A 20,672-nucleotide genomic window follows, 5' to 3' on the forward strand; every position below is an offset into this window, starting at 1 on the left:
ATTCTCTAAAAAGATGGGTTTTTGTGTAATAATTACGCAGGTTATTCGCTACTTTTTTGCCTCATTTTGAATGATATAGAGATCTTTGGTGAAGAAATAGCCTAGGCTGTTTTTGCCGTTATACCCGCCAACATAGGGTTTCACTAAACGCAGATTGGCGTAGTAATAGAGCGGAATAATCGCCGAATCTTGATCGAGCACCCGCTCCGCTTTTTGGTATAGGAGCGCGCGGGAGGCATCATTTTCCACCTGCACCGTTTCATCTAACAGATGATCAAACTCAGCGCTTTTATAATGCACCGTATTAACGCTGCTATCGGAGCGCATCATATTTAAAAAGGAGGACGGCTCATCATAATCGGCGCACCACGAGGCGCGAACAAGATCATAATTGCCTTGATGACGAGTATCGGTATAGGTTTTCCACTCTTGATTTTCAAGTTTGACCTCAATGCCGATATTTTTCTTCCAGATCGATGCGGCTGCAATCGCAAGCTTTTTGTGCATATCGGAAGTGTTATAAAGAAGCGTAATCGTCAGCGGATTATCACTATTAAAACCCGCCTCTTCAAGCAGGACCCGCGCTTTTTCATTGCGCTCTTTTTGCGGAAGTGCTGCCCATTTCGGTTTAATAATCTCAACGCCTGAAATAAAGGGTGGAGTAAAACTATACGCCGGCGTATCGCCTTGATCTTTGATTTTATTGACCATCAATGCTTGATCGAGCCCGAGTTTCAGCGCTTCACGCACGCGTGGATCAGTAAAGGGTTTCCGCTGATTATTGATGCCGTAATAATAGGTACAGAGATAGGGACTCGTTTTGATCTCATCGGGAATCTCTTGTTTAAGTTTCGGGTAGAGCTCAACGGAGACATTGGCGGTAATATCAAGCTCGCCACTGCGGTAGCGGTTCACCTCCGCCGTTTCGGATGCAATCGGTAAAAATGTCACCTCATCGATCACCGTTTTATCATTATCCCAATAATATTTATTGCGCTCTAACACAATGCGTTCATTGACGACCCATTTTTGAAGTTTGTATGCACCATTTCCTACAAAATTTTCAGGACTTGTCCACTTAATGCCTGCCTTATTAATCACCTTTTGCGGCACCGGCGACATCACCGTATGCGCTAAAATTTGTGGCAAATAAGGAATCGATTCAGAGAGGCGAATTTCAAGGGTATAATCATCAAGCGCGCTCACTCCGAGCGTCTCTTTCCCCTTTTCGCCCGCGATAATCGCATCAATATTTTCGATATGCGCATATTGCAGATAACTCTCATAGGGCGAGCCCGTTTCAGGGTCAGCCAAACGTTGCCAACTATAGACAAAATCATGGGCGGTAATCGGTGATCCATCGGACCACAGCGCATCTTGGCGAAGATAAAAACGCCAAATACGGTGATTTTCATGGCTCCATTTTGTGGCAAGCCGCGGTTCCAATTCCCCCTCTTGATTGACAATCACGAGCCCCTCAAACAGATCCCGCGCGAGATGGGATTCCGCCACGCCTTCAATCTTATGCGGATCGAGCGATTGAGGTTCGGTTCCATTATTGCGAACGAGCACCTGCTTTTCCGCAAGATGTGTCCCTTCGGGGACATTTGCCGCATAGGCACTCGTTAATAGCGCGCCGATCAATAGCGTCAATAGAGGCTTTTTCATACACACTCCCATATTATTATTGTTGTCGAACGATTACCTTACTGTAGCGGAAAAGGCTTGAGCCTGTACATATTTTCCTTACAATCATTGATTCATCTTCATAAAAAAAGCCTAAGATTAACTTAGGCCTTAATATAAGCATTAATACGAGTATTTGAATATTTACGCTTCAACTATTCGCCATGACGCTCTTTTAATTTATTGAGAACATCTTCCCAGGCAAGATCTTGATCGTGGAGGAGAACGGTTGTGTGATAGAGAAGATCCGCCGCTTCGCAAATTAGCTCATCGCGATCATTAACCGTTGCGGCTAACGCCACCTCAACGCCCTCTTCACCCACTTTTTGCGCCATGCGTTTGGTGCCTGAGGCATAAAGACGCGCCGTATAAGAGCTCTCAGGATCAGCTGATTTACGCGCATCGAGCAGTTTTTCTAAACGGCTAAAGAAGACCCATGACGCTTTTTTCGACGCCGACTCAAAGCAACTTGTCTCCCCTAGATGACAGGTTTCACCCACAGGATTTGCGAGAATTAAGAGCGTGTCTTGATCACAATCGAGCGCCATTTCTACCGCATTTAAAAAGTTCCCCGAGGTCTCTCCTTTCGTCCAGAGTTTATTTTGCGAACGCGAGAAAAATGTCACCTGTTTTGTGTCAAAGGTTTTTGCAAGCGCTTCTGGCGTCATATAGCCCATCATCAGCACTTCCGCCGTTTGATAATCCTGCACAATCGCCGGCAACATTCCATCAACTTTTTCCCAATCAATGGACGCTTCATCAATCCCAAATGCGTTACTCATTGCGTATCTCTACCCCATTCTCGTTTAAATATTGTTTTAATTCGCCAATGTGGACGATTTTTTTGTGAAAGGCCGATGCCCCGAGCGTACCTTCAACGCCTGCTTCTTTATAGGCCGCTAAAAAGTGTTCTTTCGCTCCGGCGCCGCCCGATGCTACAAGCGGTAATTGGCACACCGCTTTCACTTTTTTAAGTTGCTCAAGATCGTATCCCGAACGCACGCCATCTTGATTCATCATATTAAGCACGATTTCGCCAGCCCCGAGCTCTTCCACTTTTTGCACCCAATCAAGGGTACGCCACTCGGTTTCGTTCGTTTTGCTCTCATCGCCGGTTAAAGTGTACACAAAATAATCATTGCGCTTATCATCGAAATAGGAATCGATCCCGATCACCACTTTATCGCGCCCAAAGGTGCGTGATAGTTCAGTAATAAGCGCGGGATTGGCTAGCGCGGGCGAATTGATTGAAATCTTCTGCGCGCCATTATCGAGCACCATCTGCGCGTCCTCAACAGATTTAATGCCTCCTGCGACACAAAGCGGTACATCGATAATTTCGGCCACTTGTTTAATCCACGATTTATCCACCACGCTATTTTCAGCAGAGGCAGCGATATCGTAAATCACGATCTCATCGGCTCCCTCTTCATTGTAGCGTGCGGCTAATTCTAGGATATCGCCCATGGTTTCGTGATCGCGAAACTGGGTCCCTTTAACGACTTTGCCATGCTTAACATCTAAACAGGCGATTATTTTTGCCAACATGTGATGGCCTCCTTCAAGGTAATGCGATTTTCAAGCAGCGCACGACCCACGATCACACCGCTAACCTTGGTAGGCTTAAGTGCTTCAACATCGGCAAGTACGCCAATTCCTCCCGAGGATTGAAACTCAATCTCAGGATAATTTTCAACGAGTTCTTTATAGAGCGCAACGTTTGATCCAGTGAGCATGCCATCTTTAGAGATGTCGGTGCATAACACATGTTTAAGGCCAACGGGCTCGTAAAGGGCAATCAATTCTTCAAGCGTTAAATCGCTCGTTTCTTGCCAACCACTCACTGCGACGCGTTTTTCACCGGCTTCAATGCGAACATCGAGCGCTAATACTAAACGATCTGCGCCAAATTCTTCAAACCACGCTTTGACCATTTCAGGATTTTTCACCGCCGTCGAACCGATCACAACGCGCTGAACACCAATGGAAAGGAGCGCTTTAACATCCTCAACCGTCCGAATACCACCGCCCACTTGAATGGGAGCATCGACATTGGCAACAATCGATTGAATCGTCGTGATTTGGCGCTTTTCCGGATCTTTTGCACCGTCTAAATCCACTAGATGCAGATAGGTCGCGCCATCACTCACATATTCTTGAAATTTCTCAATCGGCGAGTAGTGAAACGTCGTCTGTTTGCCGTAATCGCCCTGCTCTAAACGAACCACCTCACCATTAATTAAATCGAGTGCTGGAATAATCATCTTCTCTCCTTAGTCTCTTATTTGTCCCTTATCCGTCTTCTATACTCGATTAGAGTAGGCCTTTTGAGCTTGGAAGCTCGGTGCCTTCGACTTTAATCGCTTGGCGCATCGTACGGCCAAAGACTTTAAAGAGGGACTCAATTTTGTGATGGGTGTTTTTGCCTTTTGCTTTTAAGTGAAGCGTGCACGCCATTGAGTACGAGAGCGAACGGAAGAAGTGTTGCACCATCTCTGTGCTGAAATCCCCTACCATATCGCGCTTAAATTTCGCATCAAATTCTAAGTGTGGACGGCCAGAAAGATCGAGCGTACAGAACGCACGGCACTCATCCATCGGCAAGACAAATCCAAAGCGCGCAATGCCGCGTTTATCGCCTAACGCTTCGCGAATCGCCTCACCAAGCGCAATCGCCGTATCTTCAACGGTGTGGTGATCGTCAATCTCAAGATCCCCTTTCACATTAACAGTGATGCGAAAACCGCCGTGGGTTGCGATCTGATCGAGCATATGATCAAAAAATGGGAGGCCGGTATTAATGGTACTTGAGCCGGTTTCATCCAAAAATACTGAGAGCGCAATATCGGTCTCTTTTGTGGTGCGAGTCACGCTTGCCTCGCGTGGTGCGCGGGTTTTCGTATCGACTTCTTTGATGTTAATAAGCTTCTCAACAATCAGCTCCCAGCCTAACTTCTCGCGGTTATATTGAATCGCTTCAATCCCCATATTTGCTGCTAATTTTACATCGGTTTCACGATCGCCAATCACAAAACTCTGTTCTGGATTAAAACGTTTTTCATCGATATACGCCTGCACTAAACCTAATTTTGGTTTACGGCAATCGCAATTATCGTTATCAAAATGCGGGCAGATTAAAACATCATCAAACTCAATGCCTTGCGATGCAAAGAGCTCAAGCATTTTCTCTTGAGGTTCAACAAAGGTGGGCATCGGGAAACTCTCTGTTCCTAAGCCATCTTGATTGCTCACAAGCACAAAGCGGTACCCCGCATCGCGAAGCGTAATGAGAGATGGAATCACCATCGGCTCAAAGATCAGTTTTTGCAGTGAGTCGATCTGAAAATCGGTCTTCGGCTCGTCAATTAAGGTGCCATCACGATCGATAAAAAGAATGTTTTGCATGAGTTCCTCTCCTATGGATACGTTTTTAATACGTCGATTAAACGCCTGTTTTCCTCACGTGTGCCAATGCTAATTCGTAGCATATTTTGGAGCACGCCGCGTTGATCGCGTACATGAATATTATTCTGTAATAGATAATTAAAAATTGCGCTTGCGTCCGATACTTCCACCAGTAACCAGTTGGTATCGCTTTTATAGACTTTTTTGACAATGGGCAGCGCTTCTAAATCGGTTTTTAATTCCGCTTTAAGAGCTTTGATTTTATCAACGACGCGCCACATCTCGGCAATGCCCGCCTCATTGACGGTTTGCGTTGCAATATCAATGACGGGAATGGGAATCGGATATGGAGCGATCACTTTTTTAAGCACGTCAATCAGCGCTTTACTGCCAACGGTAAACCCGCAACGAATCCCCGCTAGGCCAAACGCCTTTGAGAGCGTCCGGATAATCGCTAAATGAGGATAGGTGTTGATGAGATCTGTCACACTATCGGATTTTTGATCGGAAAATTCAATGTAGGCCTCGTCAATCACCACAATCGCGCGCCTTTTTGCGGCTTCTAAAATCTCAATCATCGCCGCTCGATCCATGCTGTTGCCGGTTGGATTATTGGGGCTACAGAGAAAGATCACTTTGACATTGGTTTCGGTATTATCGAGTGCATTTTTAATGCCCGCCACATCGAGATTAAAGTCTTTATCAAGCGGTACTTCAATGGAGTTCACGCCCACAACGCGCGCACTAATATCGTACATGCCAAAGGTTGGTGGACAATATAAAATCGCTTCATCGCGCGGCTCACAAAAAGCTTCGATAATGAGTTTGATCGATTCATCCCCGCCAAGACTCACCAAAATATTATCCGGAGTCACCCCTAAAAACTGGGCATAATTTTCAATTAACCGGCTCGGTTGCGGCTCAGGATAGCGGTTAAATTCCTTACTTAAGAGCGCATATTCTCGCGGGTAGGGATTTTCGTTGGCATTTAGATAGATCACATCGCTCGATTCATCTCGCGGCGTTGAGCTATAGGGCTTTAGGCCTTGAATGGTTTTACGGCTCAACTCATCGATCTCGGTCATTTGATTATTGGTCATAATTTATTGTTCCTCCTTGCCATATTGTACGCGAATATCCACCGCTAATTGGTGCGCATCGAGCAATTCTTTTGATGCAAGGAGCGACACCGTTGGCGCAAGCGCTTCAAACCCTTCGCGCGTTAATTCTTGAACCGTCATACGTTTACTAAAATCGGCCAAGCCTAAGCTCGAATAGGTTTTTGCATAGCCGTAAGTGGGTAAAACGTGGTTCGTTCCTGAGGCATAATCCCCCATCGATTCCGGCGAATAGGCGCCTAAAAAGACCGATCCTGCATGATAGATCGACGGCAGAAGTGCGCGTGGATTCTCCGTTTGAATAATTAAGTGCTCCGGCGCATAGGCATTGCTAATCGCCACCGCTTCGGTTAAATCATCTGCTAAAATCGTCACACTGTTAGCGAGCGACTCAAGGGCCACTTCTTTACGAGAGAGCTGTTTTAAGAGCTTTTCAATCGATGCATCCACTTGATCGGCCATCTCATTTGTTGTGGTGACTAAGACCACTTGCGAATCGGTGCCGTGCTCCGCTTGCGAGAGAAGATCGGAGGCAACAAAATCAGGGTTGGCGTTGTCATCAGCGATCACCAGCACCTCTGAAGGGCCTGCCGGCATATCAATTGCGGCGCCCCCTGCCATCTGGCTCACCTGTTTTTTCGCCTCAGTCACAAAACTATTGCCCGGGCCAAAAATCTTATCAACCTTCTCGACACTTTCAGTCCCAAGACCGAGTGCAAAAATCGCTTGTGCGCCACCTAACGTATAGACAGTATCAATCCCGCAAAGCTCTGCCGCATAGATAATCTCATCGGCAATCTCAGGAGGGGAAGCAAGCACAATGCGTTTACAACCAGCAATTTTCGCCGGGATTGCAAGCATCAACACCGTTGAAAATAGCGGCGCAGTACCGCCCGGAATATAGAGCCCCACCTTCTCAATCGGGCGCGTTAATACCTCACACATCACCCCTTTTTGCGTCTCCACTTGGACAGGCTTTGGCTTTTGCGCTTTGTGAAAACGGTAGATATTGTCATACGCATTTTTAAGCGCGGTTTTAAATTCATCGGATAGTCGGTTTCTCGCTGCTTCAAAGGCCGATTTCGGGAGGGTTAATTCCGTTAAACGCACCTTATCAAATTTCTCTGTAAGCTCAATTAACGCCGCATCGCCCTTTGCTAAAACAGCATTTTTAACAGCAGTTACGCTCGCAGTAATATCGCCGGCGGCCATCTGCGCCGGACGCTCAAGCGCTGCAATCCGTGCTTTTTGATCAAGATCGTTCCAATTTAATCTACGCATCGCCCATTACTCCATCATTTTTTCAATCGGTAATACTAAAATTGAACTCGCGCCTTTCGCTTTGAGCGCTTCCATCGTCTCCCAGAAGAGGTTTTCGCTACTGACCATGTGCATCGCAACTTTCGTCTCATCGTGAGTGAGCGGTAAAATGGTAGGCGTTTCTGCTCCGGGAAGAAGATTACGAATCTCTTCTAAACGATCTTTTGGCGCGTGAAGCATAATGTATTTTGATTCAATCGCTTGGGTGACCCCTTGAATGCGCACTAATAATTTATCAATTAACGCTTGTTTATCTTCAGAAAGCGCTGCTGATGATTGGATCAGGCACGCTTTAGAACGGTAGATCACCTCCACCTCGCGAAGGCCATTGGCCTCAAGGGTTGCCCCCGTTGACACAAGGTCACAAATCGCATCAGCAAGCCCTGCACGCGGAGCCACTTCCACCGATCCATTTAAGAGCGAGCTTTTAAACGGAACGTTTTTCTCATTGAGATAACGTTTTAAAAGATTGGGATATGAGGTCGCGATCCGCATATCTTTAAGGGTTTCCGGTCCGTCATAAGCCATCTCTTTCGGCAGTGCGATCGAAAGACGGCAGCCGCCAAAGGGAAGCTCTTTTAGCGTGGTATATTCAATGCCATTGCCATTTTTACGGCCAAGCTCCACCTCTTCCAACACATTTTGCCCAACGATTCCAAGATCCACCACACCATCAAACACAAGGCCCGGAATATCGTCATCACGAACGCGCAAAATATCGATCGGCATATTCTCAACATGCGCAATTAACTTATCACCGTGCATATTAATTTTTAAACCACACTGCTTGAGTAAGGATTCAGATTCTTTACTTAAACGGCCCGATTTTTGCAGGGCAATTTTTAAACGCTGATTTTTCATTCTCTTCTCTCTTTGATTCGTTAATCGGCTGTTGTGAATTATTTTAATTATAAAAAAACCTCGGACATCCGAGGCGTTCGCAATACATTTTTACGATGCTCGGTAAAGCTCCCAAGCATCTGCTTGAGATTAGTAAAAATGATGATAATGGAGTGTCGATTTCATACTAATGCTCTCGTTTTGTGTCATGTCGGTTTGCGTGTATTGCTGTACCATTACGATAATACACTCTCACAAAAGATTTGCAACTCTATTTGTTAAAATAGTTAAAATTATTGAAAATTTTCTGTGTGCCATTAGTGCGCCATAAAAAAATCCGCGAAGGCACTTACCTTGCGGATTTATCAAAATTAATCAAATTATGGAGCCACCGTTTCACTCTTTTCGATCGGTTTGACCTGTTTAACCGGCGTATCGGTATAGATCATGTAGAGCGGATAGGCCATCATGGTAATGAGCCCAAGTAAAAGTGCTATAAAAAAGAGATTAACCATCACTTTCATAAGAAAGATCACCTTTTATGAAAAAATTCAATGATATGATAATAAAAACAAATGTCTAATTTGAGTTTGGAGAACTATATATGAGACGAATGAGACGCTTCGCACTGCTACCCGCTCTGACCATCACAACGCTCATCTCATCGGTGGCGCTAGCATATGATTCCTCGATATCACCACCCACAACGCCATCCAAAATACCGCTAATGAGCACGTTAATGTCTACGCCATCCGCGGCCCTCCTTGACCCAGTTCGCTCTATCTTATCACTTCCTGAATTAACTCCCAATCAGCTTGAAGATAATCTCTACATCGCACTGATGGGCTTTAATTATCCCCACGATGATTACTACACCGTCGGGAAAAATCTCACCACGCGCAACTACGATCAACTCAAAAAAACCACCGATAATTTCGAACACGCCGAACCGTATCATGTGGAATCGATCATCGCCTATCTCTTCCCAGATGAAGCGCCGCTTCGATTTGATAATACCATTCGTGTTGAAACCCAGATGGATGCTGAACTGTTAGAGAAGATGACACCCCTCGGTGAGCTTCCGATTTCAACACGTCTTTCCGATTGGGAGCGCAAAGCGTTTCCGTTTCCATGCCGTGCAAAACCGACGATTATTTGCTATCAACAAGTGATCGATGATGAAGCAATTTATAACGAAATTTATGAAAATAAGCACAATGATCTCTTAATGAAGCGTTATCTTGAATTGCGGAAATTTAAGCACTTTGAGCCCATCGCTCGTTCTCTTGTAACCCCATCGCCCGACTGGAATTCTATCTTAAAACTTTCAGAGATGCGTATGGCAGAAGCGGTACTAAAAATTAGTCGTGGTGAGACCATTGAAGGCTTAACGGAATTACTGGAAGAACGTCAATTTATCACGCGCTTTATGGCAACGGGGAAAAAGAGCGATCTCTCGGCGGTATTGATGGCGCACTCGTCTTTAAAATCGCTCAGCTATCTGATTGAGTCCTTTCTCTTTCAATCCCAGAGTGACCGTCATAAACTCACCGATGAGGAGAATGCGCTGATTGTGCAGATATCAGCGCCCCTTGATGATACCTACCGCGATGCAATTTTTGAGGGGATCCACAATGAATCGTTCGCGCACCTTCGCACGCTTCCTATCATGATGAGTGATGCGCTGAAAGTAGACCCGAATGCGTTACCAAGCAAAGTGCTCAACTCTGAATATTTAGCTCATCATTCCATGCTAAAATCGCTCAATGTGAAAACCATTATTCCCAGTGAATTTGGCATTTCCAATGATCAATATCGCCATCTGATGGATACTAATATCAATGAACGGGTATTGATGGAATCACAAAGTTATTACACCACGATCATCGATCAATATCTCGATCTCTTTGATCGTTACCAGTCGCTCTATCGTAAATGTTCAGGCAATGCAAAGTAACGAAATAGACCGATTGTCTCGCTTAACCACTCATGTCAACTGACATTTAACTAATCGACAGAAGAAGGCCTCATCCGCCTTCTTTTTTTATGCTCATTTTGAAGATGCCTAAAATCCACCCAACCGGCTGATTTTAGCGCTATATTAAATTAACCCTTTCCAAAAATGGCCAAAAGACAGCCTACAAATGACGTTCATTTACAAATTTTATCCGAGATTGATTTGACCCATTGTCTTAAATGCGATAAATTTACAAATGAGAATGATTATCAACAAAAGGACGTAGGAGCCTGACGATTCATGAAACTAACAGAGATAAAACGATGGAAATATGGGGCGAGAGCTGCCCTCTTAGGAATGATGTTCATTGCGGCAAGCGGAATAAGTTATGCCAAAGAACCGTTCAAAGTTATCACAACCTTCACCATTATTCAAGATATGGCGCAGAATATCGCAGGAGATGCGGCGGTTGTGGAATCAATTACTAAACCGGGCGCTGAGATTCACGATTATCAGCCAACGCCTAAAGACATTGTTAAAGCGCAAGATGCTGAACTCATTTTATGGAATGGCTTAAACCTAGAGCGCTGGTTTGAGCGTTTCTTCCAAAGCATTCGTAATGTGCCGTCCGTTGTAGTCACCGATGGGATCACCCCACTCTCCATTTACGAGGGCGAATATGAAGGTACGCCCAATCCTCACGCGTGGATGAGCCCCAATAATGCGCTCGTTTACATTGAAAATATTCGCGCGGCACTGGTGAAATACGATCCTGACAATGCAGACACTTATAATCAAAATGCAGAGCGTTACGCCGCTGAAATTAAAGCCCTCGATGCGCCACTTCGCGCGAAGTTAGATCAAATTCCAGAGGAAAATCGCTGGCTTGTAACAAGTGAAGGCGCGTTTGGCTATCTCGCGGCTGATTATAATCTAAAAGAGGCGTATCTCTGGCCGATTAATGCCGATCAAGAAGGCTCACCGCAACAGGTAAAACGCCTCATTGATACCATTCGCAAACATAACATTCCGGTTCTCTTTAGCGAAAGCACCATTTCAGATAAACCGGCTAAACAGGTGGCTAAAGAGACCGGTGCTAAATATGGGGGCGTTCTCTATGTCGATTCGCTGTCGGATCAAAATGGCCCTGTTCCCACCTATATCAAACTTCTCGAAACTACGGTAGAAACCATCGTAAAAGGATTTGATCTCTAATGAGCATCGCAATAAATAATCTCTCGGTGACCTATAGCAACGGTCACCGCGCTATTTTCGATATTAATTTTAGACTCGATCAAGGGACTATTTGCGGTCTTGTGGGCGTCAACGGAAGCGGAAAATCAACGCTCTTTAAGTCCATTATGGGCCTTATTACTCCCACAACGGGCACAATTTCAATTGTCGATCTTCCTATTAAACAGGCGCTTAAAGCTAATAAAATCGCTTATGTGCCGCAAACAGAAGAGGTGGATTGGGATTTTCCGGTTCTCGTTGAAGATGTGGTGATGATGGGCCGTTATGGCAAGATGGGCTTTTTGCGCATTCCCTCAAAAGAGGATCAGCAGAAAGTGACTGACGCGCTCGCACGAGTGGATTTAACCGACTTTCGTAAACGTCAAATTGGTGAACTCTCCGGCGGGCAGAAAAAACGAGTCTTTTTAGCACGCGCTCTTGCTCAAGAGAGCCGAATTTTACTGCTCGATGAGCCCTTTACCGGCGTAGACCTCAAAACGGAAGATAGTATTATTGAGCTCTTAATCTCACTGCGTGAAGAGGGTTATTTAATGCTGGTATCGACCCATAACTTAGGTTCCATTCCCGAGTTTTGCGATCAGGTGGTTCTATTAAACCAGACCATTTTAGCCCATGGCCCAACGGAAACGACCTACACCCAAGAGAACTTAATGCGCACCTTTGGTGGCGTATTGCGTGAGATTACCCTAAAAGGCGATCACCTCCATGATGACGATGACCCACGCAGCGTCACCGTTTTAACCGACGATGAACGCCCGGCGGTATTCTATGGTTGTGAGAAGACGCAAAACCTTAAAAAATCTCGCGAAATTCGTGAAAAAGAGAATTTTTATTCCTGTGAAGAGAGGAAATCATGATTGCATTTCTCATTGAACCCTTCACCTATGACTACATGCTTAAAGCGATGGCGATGTGCTTACTCGTTGGGGCAGTCTGTGCATTCTTATCGAGCTATCTGGTGTTAAAAGGCTGGTCATTAATGGGCGATGCACTCTCTCACTCGGTGGTTCCCGGTGTCGCCGGCGCATATGCGCTTAGTCTTCCGTACGCCATTGGAGCTTTTTTTACCGGCATTTTAGCGGCGCTTGCCATGGGGCTTGTCAAACATTTCACAAAACTCCGTGAGGATGCAATTATCGGGCTCGTATTTAGCAGTTTTTTTGCCACGGGACTCTTAATCATCTCGCTCAACCCAACACCGATTAGCATCAACTCAATTATCTTTGGGAATGTGCTCGGGATTGCCGATAGCGATGCACTTCAAGCGACCATTATCACCCTTGTCTCGCTCACACTCCTCCTTCTTTATTGGAAAGATCTGATGCTCCTCTTTTTTGATGAGGTACAAGCGGCGACAATTGGTCTCCCCGTTACCCGTCTTAAGATCCTCTTTTTTGTGCTATTGAGCGCCTGTACTGTTGCAGCGCTTCAAACCGTTGGCGCGATTTTAGTGATTGCTATGGTGATTACTCCGGGCGCGACGGCGTATCTTTTAACAGACCGCTTTGGCGTGATGCTTACTATCTCCGTCATTATCGGCGCGGTTACCAGCTTAATTGGTGCTTACGTCAGCTTCTTTCTCCCCGGTGGCACAACGGGAAGCCTCATTGTCGTTTTGCAAACACTCACCTTCCTCACCGCCTTTGTCTTTGCACCAAAACATGGCCAATTAGCTAAACGTCGTGCGGCAAAATTACACCGTTTAACCGCTAAGGAGGAGTATTAATGCTGGAATTAATTATTCTAAAACCGCTCAGCTACCCTTTTATGCAACAAGCGATGATCGGCGCATTGATCGCGGGAATCGTCTGCGCGGTACTTTCGTGCTATCTCGTATTAAAGGGTTGGTCGCTGATGGGCGATGCGATCTCGCACGCAGTCCTTCCCGGAATCGTGATGGCCTTTATTATGGGGCTTCCGCTTGTGGTCGGTGCGTTTATATCAGGGCTTTTCTGCGCCGTTGCGACAGGTTATATTAAAGCCAATAGTCGCGTTAAAGAGGATGCCGTGCTTGGAATTGTCTTCTCAGGACTTTTTGCACTCGGGCTTTTTCTCTTCTCCTTTGTGAAAACCGATCAACATCTCACCCACGTTCTATTTGGGAATATGCTCGGCATTTTACCGGAAGAGCTCTGGCAGATTGTGATTATTGCAGTGATTACCCTCACCGTGATTGCGCTCAAACGAAAAGATTTTATGCTCTACTGTTTTGACCCGGTTCAAGCTCAAGTGTTGGGCCTTCCGGTGAAGTTTCTCCACTACACATTGCTCATTTTACTCGCACTAAGTATTGTTGCCTCGCTTCAAGCGGTGGGCGTGATTTTAGTGATTGCAATGCTCGTTGCGCCGGGGATTATCGGCTTTCTACTCACCAAACGCTTCCCGATTATGATGCTTATTGCGGTGATTGCGTCGATCATCTCCTCCTTTGTCGGGGTGATTGCGAGCTTCCATCTCGATGCAGATACTGGGCCGTGCATTGTGCTCACGCAAGCGGCGCTCTTTATTTTAGCCTTTAGCTATAATCGCCTGCGCGGCTATATTGTCACTCAGCGCGCACATAGAAAACTTGCATCATAAGCCCGAAGATAAAAAAAGCCTCTTAGTTTGACCATTCATACAACCGGATCACTAAGAGGCTTTTTGTTCAATTCAGTTATTAAAACTAAACATTAAACATGAAAATTAGAAACTACCGTTATTCGGTTGATAATTAGGGCGCGGGATAATCGCGTTTGTCACCTTAATGGTTGAAATCAAGCACGCCCTCGTTTCAGAATAGATATTCACATCCCAAACATGGCTGCGTTTTCCTTTGTGAATAAGATCACATTTCGCAATCACACGATCGCCTAAAAGAGCTGAGGAAACGTGGCTCGCGCTAATTTGCATACCGACGCACGCCTCACTTTCATCAATTAGATTAAAGCTCCCAATCCCCGCGATCGATTCCGCTAGCGCAATGGTTGCCCCGCCGTGCAGATACCCCATGGTTTGCTGATTGTTTTCTGTCACCGGCATCACCGCTTCGGCATATTTTGCCTCAAGTTTTGTCACTTCAATACCGATGTGGCCCATTAAATTATGCGCGTTAATCTCATTTACATTCTCAACGGTTAAGTCATAACTCATAGTCTCTCCTTCTTATTATTGTTGTTGTACTACTTTCGTGTACGGATGGATAGCGACATTAATCATATCATGAAGGTTCATAAGGCGTTTAAGTTTTGCCCCCGTTAACCGGCAAAGGTGAGATACAAAATCCCCGCCTCTTCATCGGCATAACGCTCCGCATCGGTGCGCGATTTTTCACGAAAGCCGTGGCATAGATAAAAATCGATCGCCGTTTTATTTTTCTCATCGACTCGAATATCAACAACGCCGAGCTCGCCGATTGCGTAAGCAAGCAGTGCTTTCCCAATGCCTCTACCATGATATTTCGGCGACATATAATGCTTAACGAGGCACCCCGATTGCACGCCGATAAAGCCCACAATCTCCTCTTCAATTTTATATACGCGCAGGGTTAAATCTTTAAAATTACTCTCTAAAATCTCATTACGACGGGTTTCAAACTCTGTCTCCGACAGATAATTCTGGAACATTCGCGCCGATGCTTCCCAAATGCACGATAATGCAAATAGATCGTTTTGACGGGCTTCTATAATTGCATAGGCCATCGTATTTACCTCCGGTTCATCCATAAAAATCATCTTATAATTATTACTGATATAATAAAAATCTGTCAAGATTGTCGGCAATTTTTACGCGGTACATTTAGTTTAAATCATAGTATAATGACTCATTTATTAAACCGGAGAGCATAACGATGTTGATTCAAATTTGGTCTGACTTTGCCTGCCCATTTTGCTTCATTGGAAAGCACAATTTAGAGATGGCGATCACCCGTTTAACCCCTGAACAACAAAAAGAGATTCAACTCTATTTCCGTAGCTATGAGCTCACCCCCGATGCGCCCAATTACACGGAGCAAACGGCCTATGAACAGCTCGCTGAAAAGTACAATTCAAGCCTGCAACGCGCTAAAGCCCTCGCCCGCCGAGCGACTTCTATCGCCAATCAATATGGGCTTGATTTTGATTACGATAAAATCGTTCCCACCAATACCTTTAAAGCACATCAGCTCCTTCATTACACCATGGATAATGAGCCGAAAAAAACCATTCAAGTATCGCGCGCGCTCTTTGATGGCTATCTCTCAAAAGGGCTTAATTTAGCCGATGATGCCACACTCATTGAAGTTGCTAAAGCGGTTGAACTTGATGCGGATGCCTTTAAAGAAGCGCTTGAAAGTGAAAAGTACGCCAATAATGTCCGCGATGATGAAAAATTGGCGCACCAGATGAATATCTCAAGCGTGCCATTTTTCGTGATTGATAATGAATCGGCGATTGCCGGATCGCAAAGCGTTGATGATTTCCATGCGTTTTTAGTGGATTATTTTAATAATAAATAAGGTCTTAAATAAGATCGATAAGAAAAAGCTCGCTAATGATCCTGTATGAATAGGAATCAGCGAGCTTTTTTATGAGTGCTTTTGTAACGCTTAGAGCGACTTAAACTGAATTTTAGAGAAAATTTGATCGATCTCTTTCCCGCGATCGTGACCGCTTAAGATACAGACCTTCACCATTGCCCGATAATAATCAACGGGATGATAACGGCATACCTCGATCCGATCAATATTGATCAATCGCCAACTATCGGCGGTAATCACATCGCCCCCCTCTTGGGTTTTCTGCGAGAACTCCTCGGGGAAAAGTGCGCGCCCGACAGAGTCATAAAAATCCTCCGGCGTTTTCGCTTCCTTAAATTGATACGTCCCCACATGAATCCCCATATTAAGCTCGGTGGAAACAAATGCGGCGTGGGTCTCCCCTTCCTCTAATACCTGCTTAGAGAGCGCTTCTTCGGTAAATAAATTGCGATAAAACGACAGTGCGGAGCTGCCAAGTTGCAAGCTATCGACATCATCAATCGGCCAAAATTGCACCGGCGTTGGCACAAACACCTCATCGGTTTCAATGCTAAAGGGAATCGCCCCGTGCCGATCGCGATAATCGCGATGACTCAAAATCGCGTCGAGAATAATCGCAATCACCAACAGCGCGCTAAATATCCCAATAATCTTTAAAATTCGTTTTTTACGATCGTAGCTCATAACGCCTCTTCGTCTATCTCTGCCCACAAATCATAGGCTTAATGCTTAACAATATCACAAAAAATAGTTTGATAATAAAAAACCAGTGCATCGGCACTGGTTTAATGATTGATCTAAAGCTCATTACCATACGATAATAATGTTGACGATGAGCCTCGCTATTATGATCCCAATCTTATTCCATAATCGCTTCAGGGGATTCTGGGAGAATTTGCCCGCCATCAACAATAATGGTTTGACCGGTGATAAATCCCGCGCGACTTGACGCTAAGAAACATGCGGCATAACCGATATCTTCCGGCGTTCCGAGTTTATGAGTCGGAATAATCGCGCGCTGCTGTGCAAGGTAAGTTTCCCCTTGAGCTTTTAATCCATCGGTGAGAATATTACCGGGTTGCACCGCATTGACGGTAATGCCATATTTCGCATATTCAAGCGCCGCACTTCGCATAAATCCAAGCTGCCCCGCTTTCGTTGCGCCATAATGGGCCCAGCCGGGGAACCCTGTCACCGCGCCGGTAATGGACGAAGTGATCACAACGCGACCATAATTATTTTTCTTCATTACTTTAAGCGCCGCTTGAACCACGAAAAAGGTGCCTTTAAGATTGACGTTATTCATCAAATCCCAATCCTCTTCCGTCATCTCTTCAAGCGTTGCTTGCGGGAAAATTCCGGTATTTGAGCAGAGAATATCAAGACGACCATACTCTTCATCAATCGCATTAATCACCTCATTAACGCGCGCTCTGTTGGTAACATCGAGCTCAACGAACTCCCCTTTTAATTCTTTCGCCGTCGCTTCACCAGCTTTTGTATCAATATCTGCGATAATCACCTTCGCACCCGCTTTTGCGAGTACGCTTGCGATCCCTTTACCAATTCCATTTGCGCCGCCTGTGATAAGTGCAACTTGAGTCTTTAAACTAAACATCGATCTCTCCTACTAATATGACTCTTTGAGTCAAAATGCGTATAAAAAGAATGTTAGAACTGATAAAAGCCTAACGCCTAGCCTCATCATATCGAATTTTATGGCTATGTAAAGATGAGGTAAAAAGAATCAAGTTATCGCTTGATAACGCTCAATCTTACGCAGGACCCAATCATTCTATAAATAGTTAAGATGTTTAATTAATCCCCCATATTGCTCCACTTTTAGATTACAAGGCAATAAAAAACCTCCCTGCCACCCATCATTAATTGATGTGGTGAATCAGGAAGGTTTATCAATAGAGAACTCTACAACGCTCCGTTTAATCGCGTCGTTTCTGCAATCCTTTACGAATTAAAAAACCGATATAGAGCAAAATCACCCACGCCGGAATCACGTAGGCCGCATATTTCATCGAATCCATCTGGGTCATCATCACAAAGAGGAGCCCTAAAAAAGCCAAGCAGAAAATATTACTAAAGGGATAAAAAGGCGCTTTAAACGAGAGCTCGACGCCCTCCTTGTTAATCGCTTTACGGAAACGATATTGCACTAGAACAATGAGTCCCCAAGTGATGGTCGCCGCCGCCGTTGCCACCGACATAATATGCATAAACGCCCCATCGGGAATGAGGAAGTTGACCACAACCGCAATGAGCGTACAGAATGATGAAAACAGAATCCCGATAAACGGCGCGCGATTGCAATTGAGCTTCATAAAGACTTTCGGCGCATTACCCTGCTCTGCAAGCCCGTAGAGCATCCGGCCATTACTGTAAATCCCGCTATTGTAAACCGAGATCGCGGCAGTAAAGACCACAAGCCCAAAGAAGACCGCAGGAATACTAATTTCAGAGCCATTTGAGAGCGTGATTACCCCTAAGCCCATTTTTTGGAAGATCACCACAAAGGGGCTGCCTTGTTCGCCAATCTCATTCCACGGCACAAGCACCATAATCACCGCAATCGAGAGCACATAGAAGAGTAAAATCCGCCAAATCACTTGTCGAATCGCTTTGGGGATACTGGTTTTTGGGTCATCGGCTTCTGCTGCAGTAATCCCGATCAATTCAGTTCCACCAAAGGAGAACATCACGATCACAAGCGAGAGCAGAAATTCTTTAATTCCAAAGGGCATAAATCCACCCTCTAAGCGCCAAAGATTCGATAGGCTCACCATTGACTCAGTACCGGTATTCCCAAGAAGTGAATCTTTTCCGATTAGATAGAGTCCAAGCCCGATTAATAGCACAATGGCAAAGACTTTAATAAAGGCAAACCAGAACTCAAATTCACCATAAATGCGGATCGACAATAGATTGACCGAGGTGATAATCACTAAGGTGACAAGCGATGTGATCCACGGCGTTAGCCCAAACCACTCCTGCAAGTAAAGCCCGATAACCGAGAGCTCCGCCATACTCACTAAAATATAGAGAAACCAGTAGTTCCAACCGGCTAAAAATCCCGGGAATTCGCCCCAATATTTATATGAAAAATGGCTAAATGCGCCGGCAACCGGCTCGTGGGTGGACATCTCTCCCATCATCGACATGATCAGATAGATCACCATTCCGCCGAGCAAGTACGCCAATAAAATAGCGGGGCCTACAAGCGCAATCGACTTCGCCGATCCGTAGAATAAGCCCGTTCCAATGGCACCGCCGAGTGCGATCATCTGAATGTGACGATTTTTAAGCCCACGTTCTAATGCAGGCGTGTTACTGTCGCTCATCCTTTTTGTCCTCAGGTTTCACATCTAAAAAATAATAGAGAGCGCACCCGTTTGAATGCACCCTCCGCTCAATTTAATTTACGTTATCGATAACGATTTAATGGTAATGCAATATCGGCACGATCTGCTTATGCGTCACATTTTCCTTCAATCACCGCACCGCCAAGACAGACATCCTCTTTATAGAAAACGATCGATTGCCCGGGAGTAATCGCGCGCTGGGGATTATCAAAGACGACCTTAATCTTACCACTTTCTAAAAACTCAATCTGACAGGGCTCATCTTTTTGACGATAACGAATCTTCGCTTTTAAGCCCTCATTAATGCTCGCCATATCGTATTTGGCAATCCAGTGGAGATCCCGCGCCGTGAGCGCCATTCCATAGAGATAAGGGTGATTCCCTTGCACCACGATCAGCTCGTTCTTTCCGATATCTTTATCAGCGACAAACCATGGCTCGCCACTTGAATCTTTACGCCCACCAATGCCTAGTCCTTGACGTTGCCCGATGGTATAGAACGCGAGTCCTTGATGCTCTGCCACCACCTCCCCTTCAGGCGTGCGCATTTTGCCGGGGTGCGTAGGGAGATATTGCATAATAAAATCGGTGAAATCCCGCTCACCAATAAAGCAGATACCGGTAGAATCTTTTTTATCAAAGGTGACAAGCTCGTGCTCAAGTGCGATGCGGCGCACCTCTTTTTTATCGTAATCGCCGATAGGAAAAACGGCATTTTTAAGCTGTTCTTGGTTTAACAGATGGAGGAAATAGCTCTGATCTTTATTATCATCAAGCCCTTTTAACAGATAGGTCTGCTCATCATCGCGTTTAACGCGGGTATAATGCCCCGTTGCGATAAGATCTGCGCCAAATTCATAGGCGTAATCTAAGAACGCTTTAAACTTGATCTCTTTATTACAGAGCACATCGGGATTCGGGGTTAGGCCATCTTTTAGCGTCTCAATAAAGTAGGCAAAAACGCGCTCTTTATAGTTTTTCGCAAAATTGACCGTGTGAAGCGGAATATCTAAGGTTTCACAAACCGCTTTTGCATCCTGCAAATCTTCTTCTGCGGTACAATAACCTTGGTCAAATTCCTCTTCCCAATTCTTCATAAAGACGCCATGCACATCGGCGCCCGCCTCTTTTAACAGATAGGCCGCAACCGATGAATCCACACCGCCAGACATCCCAACGATGACTCGTTTTCCTTTTACATTTTCCATTTTCAACAACTA

Annotated in this window: 21 protein-coding genes; 6 read left to right on the top strand and 15 right to left on the bottom strand. The window is 45.3% G+C overall.

Going from position 1 to position 20,672, the window contains the following annotated elements:
• Positions 1-48: 48 nt before the first annotated feature.
• The 9 genes from OXI21_RS08785 to OXI21_RS08825 all read right to left on the bottom strand — a co-directional run bounded on the left by OXI21_RS08785 (position 49) and on the right by OXI21_RS08825 (position 8,893).
• Positions 49-1,668: an ABC transporter substrate-binding protein gene (locus OXI21_RS08785; protein ID WP_279619196.1), complete on the bottom strand. Its 1,620-nt coding sequence runs from the start codon at positions 1,666-1,668 to the stop codon at positions 49-51.
• Positions 1,669-1,841: 173 nt separating this feature from the next.
• A complete protein-coding gene (gene hisIE, locus OXI21_RS08790) occupies positions 1,842-2,468 on the bottom strand; it encodes a bifunctional phosphoribosyl-AMP cyclohydrolase/phosphoribosyl-ATP diphosphatase HisIE (protein WP_279619197.1) in 627 nt (208 codons plus the stop codon).
• On the bottom strand, positions 2,461-3,234 hold the full coding sequence (gene hisF / locus OXI21_RS08795) for an imidazole glycerol phosphate synthase subunit HisF (RefSeq protein WP_279619199.1): 774 nt from the start codon (positions 3,232-3,234) through the stop codon (positions 2,461-2,463). The genes hisIE and hisF overlap by 8 nt, the downstream gene beginning before the upstream one ends.
• Positions 3,219-3,950 carry a 1-(5-phosphoribosyl)-5-[(5-phosphoribosylamino)methylideneamino]imidazole-4-carboxamide isomerase gene (gene hisA, locus OXI21_RS08800; RefSeq protein WP_279619200.1) on the bottom strand — a complete coding sequence of 244 codons (732 nt, stop codon included), beginning with the start codon at positions 3,948-3,950 and terminating at the stop codon, positions 3,219-3,221. The genes hisF and hisA overlap by 16 nt, the downstream gene beginning before the upstream one ends.
• 49 nt (positions 3,951-3,999) lie before the next feature.
• Complete coding sequence (hisB, locus tag OXI21_RS08805; protein WP_279619201.1) at positions 4,000-5,091, bottom strand: bifunctional histidinol-phosphatase/imidazoleglycerol-phosphate dehydratase HisB; 1,092 nt, start codon at positions 5,089-5,091, stop codon at positions 4,000-4,002.
• 11 nt (positions 5,092-5,102) lie between these two features.
• Entirely contained in the window at positions 5,103-6,176 is a 1,074-nt protein-coding gene (hisC, locus tag OXI21_RS08810) for a histidinol-phosphate transaminase (protein ID WP_347815533.1), read from the bottom strand.
• An 18-nt stretch (positions 6,177-6,194) separates the two neighbouring features.
• Entirely contained in the window at positions 6,195-7,490 is a 1,296-nt protein-coding gene (gene hisD, locus OXI21_RS08815; RefSeq protein WP_279619203.1) for a histidinol dehydrogenase, read from the bottom strand.
• A gap of 6 nt (positions 7,491-7,496) precedes the next feature.
• On the bottom strand, positions 7,497-8,390 hold the full coding sequence (hisG, locus tag OXI21_RS08820) for an ATP phosphoribosyltransferase (protein WP_279619204.1): 894 nt from the start codon (positions 8,388-8,390) through the stop codon (positions 7,497-7,499).
• Positions 8,391-8,749: 359 nt separating this feature from the next.
• Entirely contained in the window at positions 8,750-8,893 is a 144-nt protein-coding gene (locus OXI21_RS08825; RefSeq protein WP_279619205.1) for a hypothetical protein, read from the bottom strand.
• A 215-nt stretch (positions 8,894-9,108) separates the two neighbouring features.
• Here OXI21_RS08825 and OXI21_RS08830 point away from each other — a divergent pair, with 215 nt between their 5' ends.
• The 5 genes from OXI21_RS08830 to OXI21_RS08850 all read left to right on the top strand — a co-directional run bounded on the left by OXI21_RS08830 (position 9,109) and on the right by OXI21_RS08850 (position 14,160).
• Complete coding sequence (locus OXI21_RS08830; RefSeq protein ID WP_279619206.1) at positions 9,109-10,326, top strand: hypothetical protein; 1,218 nt, start codon at positions 9,109-9,111, stop codon at positions 10,324-10,326.
• 357 nt (positions 10,327-10,683) lie between these two features.
• On the top strand, positions 10,684-11,541 hold the full coding sequence (locus OXI21_RS08835; protein ID WP_347815534.1) for a metal ABC transporter substrate-binding protein: 858 nt from the start codon (positions 10,684-10,686) through the stop codon (positions 11,539-11,541).
• Positions 11,541-12,437, top strand: a complete 897-nt coding sequence (locus OXI21_RS08840) for a manganese/iron ABC transporter ATP-binding protein (RefSeq protein WP_279619208.1) — start codon at positions 11,541-11,543, stop codon at positions 12,435-12,437. Before OXI21_RS08835 ends, OXI21_RS08840 begins: the two co-directional genes overlap by 1 nt.
• On the top strand, positions 12,434-13,306 hold the full coding sequence (locus OXI21_RS08845) for a metal ABC transporter permease (RefSeq protein WP_279619209.1): 873 nt from the start codon (positions 12,434-12,436) through the stop codon (positions 13,304-13,306). The genes OXI21_RS08840 and OXI21_RS08845 overlap by 4 nt, the downstream gene beginning before the upstream one ends.
• Positions 13,306-14,160 carry a metal ABC transporter permease gene (locus tag OXI21_RS08850; protein ID WP_279619210.1) on the top strand — a complete coding sequence of 285 codons (855 nt, stop codon included), beginning with the start codon at positions 13,306-13,308 and terminating at the stop codon, positions 14,158-14,160. Before OXI21_RS08845 ends, OXI21_RS08850 begins: the two co-directional genes overlap by 1 nt.
• Before the next feature lie 105 nt (positions 14,161-14,265).
• Here OXI21_RS08850 and OXI21_RS08855 read toward each other — a convergent pair whose 3' ends face one another.
• Positions 14,266-14,712, bottom strand: coding sequence for a PaaI family thioesterase (locus OXI21_RS08855; protein WP_279619211.1), 447 nt, complete (start codon positions 14,710-14,712; stop codon positions 14,266-14,268).
• 104 nt (positions 14,713-14,816) lie between these two features.
• Positions 14,817-15,284, bottom strand: a complete 468-nt coding sequence (locus OXI21_RS08860; RefSeq protein WP_279619212.1) for a GNAT family N-acetyltransferase — start codon at positions 15,282-15,284, stop codon at positions 14,817-14,819.
• Between the two features lie 125 nt (positions 15,285-15,409).
• Between OXI21_RS08860 and OXI21_RS08865 the strand changes: the two genes are divergently transcribed.
• A complete protein-coding gene (locus tag OXI21_RS08865) occupies positions 15,410-16,057 on the top strand; it encodes a DsbA family oxidoreductase (RefSeq protein ID WP_279619213.1) in 648 nt (215 codons plus the stop codon).
• 90 nt (positions 16,058-16,147) lie between these two features.
• Here OXI21_RS08865 and OXI21_RS08870 read toward each other — a convergent pair whose 3' ends face one another.
• The 4 genes from OXI21_RS08870 to mnmA all read right to left on the bottom strand — a co-directional run bounded on the left by OXI21_RS08870 (position 16,148) and on the right by mnmA (position 20,660).
• Entirely contained in the window at positions 16,148-16,762 is a 615-nt protein-coding gene (locus tag OXI21_RS08870) for a hypothetical protein (protein ID WP_279619214.1), read from the bottom strand.
• Between the two features lie 175 nt (positions 16,763-16,937).
• The gene (gene fabG, locus OXI21_RS08875; protein ID WP_279619215.1) at positions 16,938-17,696 is read right to left on the bottom strand and encodes a 3-oxoacyl-ACP reductase FabG; all 759 of its coding nucleotides are present in this window, start codon (positions 17,694-17,696) and stop codon (positions 16,938-16,940) included.
• A 322-nt stretch (positions 17,697-18,018) separates the two neighbouring features.
• Complete coding sequence (locus tag OXI21_RS08880; RefSeq protein ID WP_279619216.1) at positions 18,019-19,431, bottom strand: amino acid permease; 1,413 nt, start codon at positions 19,429-19,431, stop codon at positions 18,019-18,021.
• A 128-nt stretch (positions 19,432-19,559) separates the two neighbouring features.
• Entirely contained in the window at positions 19,560-20,660 is a 1,101-nt protein-coding gene (gene mnmA / locus OXI21_RS08885; RefSeq protein ID WP_279619217.1) for a tRNA 2-thiouridine(34) synthase MnmA, read from the bottom strand.
• Between the last annotated feature and the right edge of the window lie 12 nt (positions 20,661-20,672).

The sequence above is a fragment of the Ignatzschineria sp. RMDPL8A genome (genome assembly GCF_029815055.1).
Lineage (GTDB): Bacteria > Pseudomonadota > Gammaproteobacteria > Cardiobacteriales > Wohlfahrtiimonadaceae > CALZBJ01.